Below are 13,410 nucleotides of genomic sequence, written 5' to 3'. Positions count from 1 at the left end.
ATTCTCCCCTATCAACTCTCCCCTATCAACTCTCAACTCTCAACTGTCCTCTGTCAACTGTCCACTAAATCATTGTTTAATGTTTTTTAGTCTGAGAATGGAGAAAATGCGTATAGCATTTCCTTCTTTGGTGATCAGTTTTTCATCTTTGAAATCGGCGAGCATCCTGCTGATCGTTTCGTTTGCGGTACCCGCCAGAGCTGCTAAATCGTCCCTAGAAATACGAATGACCACTTCGTCCTGGGTATCGTTTTCTATGGTCTTTAGCGCAACATTGACCAAAGCATTGGCCACACGCTTCCGCACAGTATCATAGGCAAACCCGAGCATCTGCTCTTCCTTTTCCTTGACATTTCCGGAAAGCATTTTAATAAATTTGCTTGCAATTGCTGGTTTTTTGTACATCAACTCGAAAAAGTTCTCCTTCGGTATCAATGCTATCTCCGCATCTTCCAAGGCAATGGCATTGTCGGTATATTTTTCATTCAATAGCACGGTTTCGTATCCCAAATATTGGCCGTCTATATGGATACCGGTAGACAATTCCCGGCCGTCTTGGTAGTACAGAAAGGTACGAACTTTTCCGGTACGGATGAAGTAAACAAATACGGGAGTATCGCCAGATTCATAAATCAGCTGCTTTTTCTTGAATGTCTTGATACGTGCCTGTTCCACAAGATCTGTTAGCAGGTAATCCTGTTCTTCCATGTCGAGACCAACAAAATTGGGACTATGGATACTGCCTTGCAGATTATCTCTCTTTCGCAACCGACTTTCAATCGCATTCAATAATTCGATATCATCGAAGGGTTTGATCAGATAATCATCAGCCCCCATTTCCATGGCCTTGCGTATATCGGTTCTTTCTGACTTAGCCGTCAGAAAGACAAAAGGTATATGCATGGTATTTTCGAATTTATTGAGCATATACAGCACCCCGTAACCATCGAGCTCCGGCATCATAATATCGCAAAGGATAAGGTCGGGCAAGTGCTTAACAGCCATCTCTACACCTATCTTTCCGTTTTCGGCTGTGATGACTTCATAGCCTCCGGTCAGATCCAGTATCTCTTGGGTGCTCTCCCTGATTTCTTCATTGTCTTCGATGATCAGAATGGTTCTTTTTTTCATTGTATGGATATTGACAAAATCTTTATTTTAACCTTTTTTTCTTCTGCTAGCGTATACGCAATGTCATTAAGTTAAGGATGCAATATCCACCATGTCATGTTGAGGCTTGCCGAAACATCTGTACGACATGGTTTTCAGATCCTTCGGACGAGCCTCAGGATGACAAAAAACACTAACTTAATGACATTGATCGCACGCATCAGCCATATTATTGTGTAAAAATCATTTTAAACATTGTGCCTTTATGGATCGCTGACCAATACTCCAATTTGCCTCCCATGAGTGTAATGTACCTCTTTACGATATTCAGCCCCAACCCTGTACCGGGGATATTTCCGGTATTGTGCGCCCTAAAAAAGGGTTCGAACAGGTTGACCTGATCTTCGTCGGGAATACCTATACCGTTATCCTTGACGATCACAGTGCATGTATCACCGTTGATCTCGGTCGAGAATTCGATAAATGTGTCTTCCCCCGAGTATTTCACGGCATTGGACACCAAATTGATAATACTGCTCTTCAAGAGATGGGGGTCCAACACAAACTCTGCTTCCAACCCTGTATGCTGATAGACGATATGCTGATTCTTCTTACAGATCAACTGCATCTCTTCTGCGATTTCTTCCCCAAGGTGAACGACGTTTATCTTGTTCTTGTTTACCGTCACGACGCCGGCCTCTAGTTTTTCCAAAGATAAAAAATCATTCAATATACTGTTCAATAACTGCACGGCACCTTTGATACGTGCAGTATGTTTCAGCACGGCCTGGAAATCAGGTTTTTCAATATACTTTTCAATCAAGGAAGCCGAAAGCTGTACGGAGCTCAACGGTGTGCGAAACTCGTGCGAGGCCATCGAGACAAAACGGGACTTCAACTGGTTGAGTTCTTTTTCTTTTTCTAGCGAATTGCTCACATCTGTCTTTGCCTTTTCGAGCTCAGAAACCAAGGAAATCAAGTCTTTGGTTCGATCACGGACAATTTCTTCCAGTTCTAGCGTGTGTTTCAGCAATTGTTCTTCTACTTCTTTCTCCTTGGTGAGATCGTGCACAAACCCTGTAAAGACTCTTTTATTTTGGTAAAACACTTCACTGACTGCCAAACGAAAAGGAAAGGTTGTCCCGTCCTTGCGGAGTCCACGCACTTCGCGACCGATACCGATGATCTTTTTCTTTCCTGTTCTTTTATAGTTGTCGATATAGCCATCGTGACGACTTTTGTCCGGTTCGGGCATCAACATGGAAATGTTGTTTCCGATCACTTCCTGCGCTTCGTATCCAAACAACGCCAATGCAGCGGGATTGATGGATTCTACAATCCCCATATGATCAATCGTAACGATACCATCTATCGCTGTATCTATAATCGCTGCTAATAACCTCGACGAATCCATGTTTATTTCATATTTTACTTTGATCCCTCCTGCTAGCGCCAGATTTGTCTATTTCACCAATTTTTTATACTTGATACGTTTCGGTGCCACATCTCCTAGGCGCTTTTTACGGTTTTCTTCATATTCAGAGTAGTTGCCTTCGAAGAAATACACTTGGGAATCTCCTTCAAACGCCAAGATATGGGTACATATCCTATCCAAGAACCACCTGTCATGGGAGATAATGACGGCGCATCCGCCAAAGTTTTCGAGGCCTTCTTCCAATGCCCGTAGGGTGTTCACATCAATATCGTTGGTAGGCTCGTCCAAAAGCAACACGTTGGATGCTTTTTTCAATGTGATCGCCAAGTGGACACGGTTACGTTCTCCACCTGAAAGCACACCGATTTTTTTCTGTTGATCCGCACCGTTAAAATTGAACTTCGACACATAGGCCCTGGAATTTACCGGGCGATTGCCGAGCAGAATATTGTCTTGCCCATCGGTGATATTTTCCCATACCGACTTTTCGGGATCAAGGTCATCGTGCATTTGGTCTACATAGCCCAGCACCACGGTTTCGCCGACCTTGAATGTACCTGTATCGGGCTGCTCCTGCCCCGTAATCAAACGAAACAAGGTCGTTTTTCCAGCTCCGTTAGGTCCAATAATACCGACTATGCCTGCCGGAGGCAAGGAAAAGCTTAGGTTTTCGAACAGGATCCGGTCTCCGTATGCTTTCGAGATATTATCGGCCTCAATGACTACATTTCCCAAACGCGGCCCAGGTGGAATAAATAGCTCAAGCTTGTCTTCACGTTCCTTTGTCTCTTCCGAAGCCAATTTTTCATAATTGTGCAGACGGGCTTTGGACTTGGCGTGACGGGCTTTGGGAGCCATACGCACCCATTCCAGTTCCCGTTCCAATGTCTTCTGTCGTTTGGTTTCCTGTTTTTCTTCCTGTGCGAGGCGTTTGGCCTTCTGATCCAACCAAGAGGAATAATTGCCCTTCCAAGGAATACCTTCTCCCCTATCCAACTCCAATATCCATCCAGCGACATTGTCCAAAAAGTACCGGTCGTGCGTGACAGCGATGACGGTTCCTTTATACTGTTGCAGATGTTGCTCCAACCAGTCGATAGACTCGGCGTCCAAATGGTTGGTAGGTTCGTCCAAAAGCAACACGTCCGGCTCTTGCAATAGCAGACGACACAATGCTACACGACGACGTTCGCCACCTGACAAATTGGCGATCTTGGCATCCGGTTCGGGACAACGTAAAGCATCCATCGCCCGCTCTAACTTCGTATCAAGCTCCCAGGCATTTGTCGCATCGATCTTGTCCTGCAATTCACCTTGTCTCGCCAACAGCTTGTCCATCTCATCGGGATTCTCATACACTTCGGGCAAGCCGAATTTTTCGTTGATTTCCTCGTATTCTTTCAATATGGCCGCAGTTTCAGCGACTCCCTCTTCTACGATTTCACGAACAGTCTTATCGTTGTCCAACTCGGGTTCCTGTGCTAGATAACCCACAGAATATCCCGGAGAGAATACCACTTCACCCTGGTATGATTTGTCCAATCCTGCAATGATTTTCAACAGGGATGATTTGCCCGAACCATTCAGACCGATGACACCGATCTTGGCACCATAGAAGAATGACAGGTATATATTTTTTAAAACTTGCTTTTGCGGGGGATAAATTTTGTTTACTCCCGCCATGGAAAAGATTATTTTCTCGTCTGACATATCAATCGTTATTCTCGGGCGACAGCCCAAGTCTATTTAGTTTTATTATTCTTAGGTATTGTTTCGAACAGATTACCCCCTAGCTTCAAAGATATTAAAAGATATCAAATTTTCGATTAAATATAAAAACATTGTAAAACTACGGACAGTGCGCATTAGGGCATCATATAAGCAATCTGTTCCTTCGGCTATCGTTCGACATGGCTTCGGCCCCTGTTCGAGACCGCTTCGGGACTGCTTCGGGCTTTCTTCGGGAGCTCTTCGGGAGCTCTTCGGGTGTTCTTCGACTCCTCTTCGGCCTCTGTTCGGGTCGTTGCCGAAGAACAGTCGAAGGAGGGCCGAACAAGAGCCGAACAAGTTCCGACGGAATCCCGACTGTGTCCCGAGGCCGAACCGAATACTTGCCGAACACTGACCGAATCGAGCCCGTATAATTCGCTTTTCATAAAAATCTAGTGTAGCTGAATGAGACTTTTATGCGTTATCTAGATAAGTATCAGACTTGCGAAGTTTCGAAAACTTCAGAAGTCTTTCAACGTTCCCACTGACATTTTGTCTACATCTGTTTGTGGCTTAATTGTTGATAAATTATAATAAATAATAAGTTGGGGATTTACAATAATTTCATACATTTATAACATTCTTAACTTATTCTAAGAAAGAAAGGTAATTTACATGGAAGCAAAATTCTCACCAAGAGTAAAAGACGTAATATCGTATAGCCGCGAAGAGGCCTTGAGACTTCGTCATGACTATATCGGTACAGAGCATCTTTTGCTTGGGTTGATCCGAGAAGGTGATGGTGTGGCGATAAAAATTCTTAAAAATCTACAAATAGATATTGGAGCTATTCGTCAGTCTATAGAGGATGCCGTCAAAGGTTCGTCTGTATCCAGAGCGCCTATAGGCAACATGCCTCTGACCAAACAGGCTGAAAAAGTCCTCAAAATCACTTATCTTGAAGCTAAGATCTTTAAAAGTGATATCATTGGTACAGAGCACCTGTTGTTAGCCATATTGCGAGACGAAGACAATATCGCCTCACAGATCTTGCACCAATATAACATGACTTACGATCTGTTTAAAAACGAGGTGGAACAAAATAAAACAACCATCACGGACGAGGCTCCTGGTTCTTCTACGCCAGACGATGACTTTGCGGAAGAAGAAAGCTTTTCGGCTCCCAAAAAAGTATCCGACATAAAATCCAAAACTCCAGTATTGGACAATTTTGGGCGTGATCTTACAAGGGCGGCCGAAGAGGGCAAACTGGATCCAATCGTAGGTCGCGAAAAAGAAATCGAACGCGTATCACAGATCCTATCCCGCCGCAAAAAGAACAATCCGATCCTGATCGGTGAGCCCGGTGTGGGTAAATCTGCCATTGCCGAAGGGCTTGCCCTGCGTATCGTACAGCGTAAGGTGTCCCGTGTATTGTTCAATAAACGGGTCGTAACATTAGACCTGGCCTCATTGGTCGCCGGCACTAAATACCGTGGACAATTTGAAGAGCGCATGAAAGCGGTGATGAACGAACTGGAAAAATCTCCCGATGTCATCCTCTTTATCGATGAAATCCATACAATCGTTGGTGCCGGAGGCGCTTCGGGCTCTTTGGATGCCTCAAACATGTTCAAACCGGCGTTGGCCCGTGGTGAAATCCAATGTATCGGAGCGACTACTTTGGATGAATACCGCCAGTATATCGAGAAGGACGGTGCACTGGACCGTCGTTTTCAAAAAGTCATGGTAGAACCTGCTACCCATGATGAAACGATCGAAATATTGAACCGTATCAAGGATAAGTACGAAGAACACCACAACGTCATCTATACACCTGAGGCTATTGAAGCTTGTGTAAGCTTGACCACAAGGTATATCACCGACCGCTTCTTACCGGACAAGGCCATTGATGCCCTGGATGAAGCAGGCTCTCGGGTGCATCTCACCAATATACATGTGCCGCAAACAATCCTGGATATCGAGGAAAAGATCGAAGAGGTCAAGGTAGAAAAAAACAAAGTAGTACGCTCACAGAAATACGAAGAAGCGGCTAAACTACGTGACACGGAAAAAAAGCTTTTGGAAGAATTGGAACGTGAAAAAGCAGCTTGGGAAGCGGAAACGAAAACCAAACGCTATACCGTCACCGAAGATAATGTAGCCGAAGTTGTGTCCATGATGACAGGTATCCCTGTACAGCGTGTGAGCCAAACGGATAGTCAAAAATTATTGAATATGGCTGAGTCCATGAAAGGTCGTATCATCGGTCAGGACGATGCTGTACAAAAATTGGTCAAAGCGATCCAACGTACAAGAGCAGGGTTGAAAGATCCAAAGAAACCTATCGGCTCTTTTATCTTCCTGGGTCCCACGGGTGTCGGTAAAACCGAATTAGCCAAAGAATTGGCTCGTTTTATGTTTGATTCGGAAGATTCACTCATCCAAGTAGACATGAGTGAATATATGGAAAAATTTGCCGTATCACGTTTGGTCGGTGCGCCTCCAGGATATGTAGGCTATGAGGAAGGTGGACAGTTGACTGAAAAAGTCCGTCGTAAGCCTTATGCCGTCGTATTGCTGGATGAAATCGAAAAGGCACATCCTGATGTATTCAACCTCTTGCTGCAAGTTCTGGAAGAAGGACAGTTGACGGATAGCTTGGGACGTAAAGTGGATTTCAGAAACACGATCATCATCATGACGTCCAACATTGGTGTACGCCAATTGAAGGAATTTGGACAAGGTGTAGGCTTCACAACTACGGCTAAGGAAACGCAAGCCGATGCGCATTCGAGAGGTGTCATCGAGACGGCTTTGAAACGTGCTTTTGCTCCTGAGTTTTTAAACCGTATCGATGACGTAATCGTATTCAACTCATTGACAAAAGAACATATCTTCAAGATCATTGATATTGAATTGAAATCCCTATTTGTCCGTATCGAAGCTTTGGGACATACCATCAACTTGACCGAAAAAGCGAAGGAATACATTGCCGAAAAAGGCTATGACAGCAATTTTGGTGCAAGGCCACTGAAACGGGCTATCCAAAAACATCTGGAAGATCCTATTGCCGAAGAGATCCTCAAAGGGGAACTCAAACCCAATGAAACTATTGTTGTCGATTTGGATGAGGAGAAAAAAGAAATCGTCGTCAAAGGCCAAGGGTCAAACGATCATGACAATTCAGTCTCCTCGGATGTCAGTGGAGAGAACGAACATTAAACTTAAAAAAGGTCACAGCTTAAGCTGTGACCTTTTTTAATGCTCATTATTCATACTCTCCGTTATTTTCTGAATATTCAAGCTGTTGGCCATCGCACTGAATATACGATGATACGTACCTTTATTCTCGTAGAGCTCTTCGTGCGTACCATCCTCTACCACCCTCCCTCTCTCCATGACGATGATATGTGAAGCATCAATGATCTGGGAAATAGAATGCGAGACAATAACAACTGTACGTCCGACTTTGATGGCATCCAAGCTGTTCTTGATCTGTTCGGTGGCAATAGCATCCAGATTGGCCGTAGGTTCGTCCAGAAAGATAATAGGTGGATTTTTCAAAAACATCCGTGCGATAGCAATCCGTTGCTGTTGCCCTCCCGAAAGCAGATGTGCCTCCGAATCGTAACCTTTGGGCAACTCCATAATCTGCTCATGTATATAGGCTTTTCTGGCCGCCTCTATGACTTCTCCCAGTGGAGCCTCAGTTTTACCGTAACGGATATTATCGGCAATAGATCCTTTGAAGATATGGTTTTTCTGCAAAACCAAGCCTATGTTCTCCCGCAAGAATGCCGTGTCATACGCTGCCAGATCTACCCCGTCCAACAGAATTTTACCCGATGTAGGGGAATAAAACTTGTCTAACAGATTGATGACCGTACTTTTACCAGCCCCGCTTAAACCTACCAAAGCCGTAATCTGATTAGGTTCGATACGCATGGAAACCCCATGAATGGCCTTGGTTCCGTTCGGATATGCAAAATCCACATTTTGCAACTCGATCTTTCCTCGGATAGAAGCTGGTCTGTACTCTCCCGTAGACTCTCTTTCTTGATCTGCTTCGAGGATATCAAAAAAACTTTCGGAGTAGATCAAGGCATCATTGACCTCATCGTATATGCGGTGCAACTGCCGTATGGGTGCCGAGACATTGTTGAAGAGCATGATATGAAACATAATTGCACCCAAAGTCATCTGCTCATTCAACACAAAATAGGCCGTAAGGATAATTACGATGACCACTCCAATCTGCTCGATAAACCCTTTGATACTGTCAAAGAGAAAACTTGTCTTGCGGGTGGCCATTTGGTTTTCGGTCATTTCATACTGTATATCCTGATGGCGAGTAGCTTCCTCCTTTTCGCGCACAAAAGATTTGATCACCGTAATGGACTCGATCAGATTGATGATTTGGTTGCTCTTGTTTTCCCGAAAGCGACGCATATTACGCCGGAATCCGGACAATTTATTGGCCTGCAACTGAGACACATAAAAATAGATGGGTACAGTCAACAAACCTACCAATCCCACGTAGAAATTGGCATAGAACATACACCCTAGCGCTACTATAGCATTGGTGAATAAAGGAAGAATATCGATAAAGAAATTTTGCACCAAACGGGTCAATGAACTGATCCCAGCATCTATCCTGGTTTGGAGTTTGCCCGATTCATTGTCTGTCGAAGTATAAAAGGCCATCCGGTAGGTCAATATTTTGTCGACAATGGTCTGCGAAAAATCACGGGCAATCATAATCCGCAACTTTTCTCCAAAATATTTTTGACCAAATTGCACACAGGCATATACCACCTCCTTGCCCAAGAGAATGGCGGAGATCACCCCCAGAATATAGAGACCCTGTCGCAAGGGCGTCTTGGCCACCAATAAATCACTGATCGTGTCTACCGTGTACTTCAGAATGAATGCATTGACCTGGGCTGCGAAGGAACCTATTGCAGTCAGCAGCAAGGTATAAACCACCAACTTTTTGTAAGGCTTTACAAAAGGGAGTACTTTACCGAATAATGCTTTAATGGTCATATAATCTACCCTTTACAAATAATTGTCTCTATCCCCATTTCCTTAAATAATTCTTTGAATGAGGGAGGAATATCGTCACTGATGATGATATCGATCCTGGAAAAATCCACAATCTTACCGAAGCTCTTACGCCCAAACTTGCTAGAATCGGCCAATACAATGACTTGTTGGGCTACTTCTATCATCTTCTGATTCAACATAGCCTCTTGTGCACTGGTAGTCGATATCCCATAATCGATATCGATCCCATCTACACCCAAAAACAATTTGGAACAGAAAAAATTACTCAATACTGAATGCGCATAGGCTCCGGTCACTGAAGTGGACGATTTCCGCACGGAGCCTCCCAATTGAATGACTTCCACATTTTGGTGCTTCAAGAGTTGCAAAGTTACGTTCAGGGCCGACGTGACCACGGTGATATCTCCGATAGGATTCATTTCCCTTGCCAGAAACTGCGTGGTGGTTCCCGATCCGATAATGATCGAATCATTGGATGTGATCAATTTTGAAGCCTCTTTCGCTATCAACAGCTTTTCCCTCTCATGAATCTTTTCCTTTTCGAATACAGGGCGGTCTGTCTGATAAGGATTATGTCCCGTAGCTCCACCATGTGTCCGGTAAACTAAGCCAGAATCTTCGAGAAATTGCAAATCCTTTCGAATTGTTACTGATGAAACTTCCAATTCTTCACACAAGTCCAAAACGGATACATGTCCGTTCTTTTTGATTTGTTTAATAATATACTGATGCCGCTCTACGTTATTCATGTATCTAATGTAGGGAACTTATTTCAAATAATCACATTTTTCTTTGTTTTACAGGCAAATGGATTAAACTTCTCCATCTGGTCTTGTCATTTTTACAGTCACAAGGATTTCATTATAGAAGCGCAAACACAAGAACTTACTCTTCCATTCGTTTTCTTATATACTTATTTTATTTATTTCATTTGTTTTCGATTATTTTATATATTTACACTTTCAAAACATCAAAACGTCTCAAAACAAAATGAAACAAACAAGAAACGAAGCCATTCATACTATAAACAAGAGTTGGGACATTGCTATTATCGGTGGTGGAGCCACCGGAGTGGGTATCGCCGTGGACGCTGCTTCACGGGGTTACAAAACCATACTCATCGAAAAATACGATTTTGCCAAGGGCACTTCCAGCAAAAGCACCAAGCTGGTACACGGGGGGGTACGCTATCTGGCAAACGGAGATGTCAAACTGGTCTATTCTGCTTTGCGCGAACGCGGATTGATCTTCAAAAATGCCCCTCATGTTTCATTTGTTCAGAGTTTTGTGATCCCTTCCTACAATTGGTTTGGCAAGATGAAATTTCTCATCGGTCTAAAAGCCTACGATTGGCTAGCCGGCAAACTCCGTATAGGTAAATCGGTTCTACTGAGCAAAAAAGAAGTCATCGAAAAATTACCGAAAGTCAAAACCAAAGGTCTGTTGGGCGGCATACTATATTACGACGGCCAATTTGACGATGCCCGGCTTGCCGTCAACTTGGCACAGACAGCCATCGAGCACGGTGCCACCGTATTGAACTATGCGGAAGTTGTCCGCATCGAAAAAGATGGACACAACAAAGCCAATGGACTTACATTTGTAGACAGAGAAACCCATGAAAGCCATACGATATCGGCAAAAACCATTATCAATGCAACCGGTATTTTCGTGGACGACATATTAAAACTAGACTCTCCTACCCATCGCAACCTGGTACGTCCCAGCCAAGGCACACATATTGTCATAGATAAAAAGTTCTTGGGTAATGAAGACGCGCTGATGATTCCAGAGACAAGCGACGGTAGAGTACTGTTTGGCGTTCCTTGGCATGGCAAAGTATTGCTTGGAACAACGGATACCCCACTCAACGAACACCAGATCGAACCAAGGCCACTGAAAGAAGAAATTGATTTTATCCTAAATACAGCAGATCAATACCTGGAAAATGCACCTACTAAAAATGACGTACTTAGCATTTTCGCCGGTCTACGCCCTTTGGCAGCACCTACGAACGGAGATCCAGGTAGCACGAAGGAAATTTCCAGGGATCACAAACTAATCGCTAGTGAATCGGGAGTCATCACCATCACAGGAGGCAAATGGACGACCTACCGCAAAATGGCCGAAGAAACCGTAGACCTGGCTATCAAAACGGGCGGGCTTGAATTCAAAGCATGTCGCACGACCGATCTACCGATCCACGGCTCCACGCAGCAAAAACGTGCCGGACACTGGCAAGTATATGGCACAGATGCAGATACCATACTACAATTGGCCGAACAAAATCCCGAATGGAAGGAAAAGCTGCATCCGGATTATGATTTTATCGCTGCTGAAGTGGTGTGGGCATGCCAACATGAAATGGTTCGCAAGGTAGAAGATTTTTTGGCCAGACGCATCCGTTTCCTGTTGTTGGATGCAAAAGCTTCGCTAGTCGCAGCTCCCACAGTGGCCCGGATCATGGCGCAGGAACTAGGCAAAAACGAAGATTGGATAGCCAACGAAATAAAGGAGTACGAACAATTGGTTAATAACTATGTTATATAATTACATATAACCAAAATATAAACCTAGGGATGAGGAAGGAATACATATTAGCACTAGATCAGGGCACCACGAGCTCTCGGGCGATACTATTCGACCAACAAGGAGCGATTGTCAATATAGCCCAAAAAGAGTTCACGCAGATCTACCCCCGTTCGGGATGGGTGGAGCATGATGCGCAGGAAATATGGTCCACACAACTAGCTGTCATGGCCGAAGTTGTCGCCAAGTCAAAGACTAAACTGGACACTATAAAAGCAATCGGCATCACCAACCAACGGGAGACGACCATCGTATGGAACAAGAAGACCGGCAAACCTATCTACAATGCCATTGTATGGCAAGATAGACGTACCGCCGACTATTGCAAGGAGATCAGTAAGAAAGGACATGGAAAAGCCATACAGGAAAAAACAGGATTGCTGATCGACGCTTATTTTTCTGCCTCCAAGATCCATTGGATATTGAACAATGTAAAAGGTGCAAAGACGCTTGCAGCCAAAGGAGACCTGGCTTTTGGCACAGTAGATTCCTGGCTTGTGTACAATCTGACCAACGGCAAAAAACATATCACAGATGTATCCAATGCCTCAAGAACATTACTTTTCAATATCCACACCCTGGATTGGGATGAAGAGTTGTTAGCCATATTTGACATACCAAAATCCTTACTGCCACAAGTATGTAGCAGTTCGGAAGTCTATGGAGAGACTAGCCAGGAACTGATCAATCATAGTATTCCTATAGCGGGTATCGCCGGTGATCAACAGTCTGCTTTATTTGGACAGCTTTGCACTTCCAAAGGTATGGTCAAGAATACCTACGGTACAGGGTGCTTCCTGCTAATGAACATCGGCAACAAGCCTATCATTTCGCAAAACAAACTCGTGACAACCGTTGCCTGGAAAATTGGGAAACAAGTCAGTTATGCTTTAGAGGGCAGCGTATTCATCGGAGGCGCTGTCGTGCAGTGGCTAAGAGACGAACTGGGCATCATCAAAAAATCCAGTGACATCGAGCCTTTGGCTACAAGCGTACAGGATACCAATGGCGTATATCTTGTACCGGCCTTTTCGGGTTTGGGTGCACCGCATTGGAACGCAGAAGCACGGGGTACCTTGGTTGGACTTTCACGTGGTGCCAAAGATGCCCATATAGCCCGTGCAGCATTGGAAAGTATTGCGTTTCAAACGTACGACATCCTCAAGGCCATGGAAAGTGACTCGAAGACCAAAATCAAAGAATTGCGCGTAGACGGCGGAGCGACACAAAACAATTTTTTGATGCAGTTTCAGGCTGACATTATCACATCCAAAGTCATTCGTCCCTCTATCACAGAAACCACCGCTATGGGTGCAGCTTTTTTGGCTGGTCTGGCGATAGGCTTTTGGAAAGACATCAAAGAGTTGCAAGAACTATGGGAAGAAGACAAGGTTTTTTCACCCATCAAACACAAGAATATCGGCGATCAACTGAAAGAATGGCAGAGAGCGACCGATACAGCAAAGTTTTGGGCAGATTATAGAGTGGACAATTGA

General features: G+C 44.3%; 9 protein-coding genes. 3 read left to right on the top strand and 6 right to left on the bottom strand.

Annotated elements, in window-relative coordinates; all coding sequences use genetic code 11:
- Positions 1 to 69 precede the first annotated feature (69 nt).
- The 4 genes from G5B00_RS10425 to G5B00_RS10410 form a co-directional block, all read right to left on the bottom strand.
- Positions 70 to 1,131 carry a response regulator gene (locus G5B00_RS10425; RefSeq protein ID WP_163874617.1) on the bottom strand — a complete coding sequence of 354 codons (1,062 nt, stop codon included), beginning with the start codon at positions 1,129 to 1,131 and terminating at the stop codon, positions 70 to 72.
- A gap of 208 nt (positions 1,132 to 1,339) precedes the next feature.
- On the bottom strand, positions 1,340 to 2,524 hold the full coding sequence (locus tag G5B00_RS10420) for a PAS domain-containing sensor histidine kinase (RefSeq protein ID WP_163874614.1): 1,185 nt from the start codon (positions 2,522 to 2,524) through the stop codon (positions 1,340 to 1,342).
- Between the two features lie 48 nt (positions 2,525 to 2,572).
- Positions 2,573 to 4,255 (bottom strand): energy-dependent translational throttle protein EttA, encoded by a 1,683-nt coding sequence (ettA, locus tag G5B00_RS10415; RefSeq protein ID WP_163874611.1) that lies wholly within the window; start codon positions 4,253 to 4,255, stop codon positions 2,573 to 2,575.
- Positions 4,256 to 4,443: 188 nt separating this feature from the next.
- A complete protein-coding gene (locus G5B00_RS10410; RefSeq protein WP_163874608.1) occupies positions 4,444 to 4,701 on the bottom strand; it encodes a hypothetical protein in 258 nt (85 codons plus the stop codon).
- Between the two features lie 229 nt (positions 4,702 to 4,930).
- Between G5B00_RS10410 and G5B00_RS10405 the strand changes: the two genes are divergently transcribed.
- Entirely contained in the window at positions 4,931 to 7,480 is a 2,550-nt protein-coding gene (locus G5B00_RS10405; RefSeq protein ID WP_163874605.1) for an ATP-dependent Clp protease ATP-binding subunit, read from the top strand.
- Positions 7,481 to 7,516: 36 nt separating this feature from the next.
- On the opposite strand, the gene G5B00_RS10400 is transcribed toward G5B00_RS10405, so the two are convergent.
- Entirely contained in the window at positions 7,517 to 9,304 is a 1,788-nt protein-coding gene (locus G5B00_RS10400; protein ID WP_163874602.1) for an ABC transporter ATP-binding protein, read from the bottom strand.
- 5 nt (positions 9,305 to 9,309) lie between these two features.
- Complete coding sequence (locus G5B00_RS10395) at positions 9,310 to 10,074, bottom strand: DeoR/GlpR family DNA-binding transcription regulator (protein ID WP_163874600.1); 765 nt, start codon at positions 10,072 to 10,074, stop codon at positions 9,310 to 9,312.
- Positions 10,075 to 10,315: 241 nt separating this feature from the next.
- Between G5B00_RS10395 and G5B00_RS10390 the strand changes: the two genes are divergently transcribed.
- Together G5B00_RS10390 and glpK are read left to right on the top strand one after the other, a co-directional pair.
- Positions 10,316 to 11,875, top strand: a complete 1,560-nt coding sequence (locus G5B00_RS10390) for a glycerol-3-phosphate dehydrogenase/oxidase (RefSeq protein WP_163874597.1) — start codon at positions 10,316 to 10,318, stop codon at positions 11,873 to 11,875.
- 29 nt (positions 11,876 to 11,904) lie between these two features.
- Complete coding sequence (glpK, locus tag G5B00_RS10385) at positions 11,905 to 13,410, top strand: glycerol kinase GlpK (RefSeq protein WP_163874594.1); 1,506 nt, start codon at positions 11,905 to 11,907, stop codon at positions 13,408 to 13,410.

This window comes from Parapedobacter sp. SGR-10 (assembly GCF_011030405.1).
Lineage (GTDB): Bacteria > Bacteroidota > Bacteroidia > Sphingobacteriales > Sphingobacteriaceae > Sphingobacterium.
The sequence above is the reverse complement of the archived record's forward strand: the minus strand, read 5'-3'. Positions and strand labels throughout refer to the sequence as shown.

Excerpts from the sequence above, each read along its gene's own strand:
- glpK (WP_163874594.1), top strand. The coding sequence starts at position 11,905 with ATGAGGAAGGAATACATATTAGCACTAGATCAGGGCACCACGAGCTCT.
- ettA (WP_163874611.1), bottom strand. The coding sequence starts at position 4,255 with ATGTCAGACGAGAAAATAATCTTTTCCATGGCGGGAGTAAACAAAATT.
- G5B00_RS10400 (WP_163874602.1), bottom strand. The coding sequence starts at position 9,304 with ATGACCATTAAAGCATTATTCGGTAAAGTACTCCCTTTTGTAAAGCCT.
- G5B00_RS10410 (WP_163874608.1), bottom strand. The coding sequence starts at position 4,701 with ATGAAAAGCGAATTATACGGGCTCGATTCGGTCAGTGTTCGGCAAGTA.
- G5B00_RS10405 (WP_163874605.1), top strand. The coding sequence starts at position 4,931 with ATGGAAGCAAAATTCTCACCAAGAGTAAAAGACGTAATATCGTATAGC.
- G5B00_RS10425 (WP_163874617.1), bottom strand. The coding sequence starts at position 1,131 with ATGAAAAAAAGAACCATTCTGATCATCGAAGACAATGAAGAAATCAGG.
- G5B00_RS10390 (WP_163874597.1), top strand. The coding sequence starts at position 10,316 with ATGAAACAAACAAGAAACGAAGCCATTCATACTATAAACAAGAGTTGG.
- G5B00_RS10395 (WP_163874600.1), bottom strand. The coding sequence starts at position 10,074 with ATGAATAACGTAGAGCGGCATCAGTATATTATTAAACAAATCAAAAAG.
- G5B00_RS10420 (WP_163874614.1), bottom strand. The coding sequence starts at position 2,524 with ATGGATTCGTCGAGGTTATTAGCAGCGATTATAGATACAGCGATAGAT.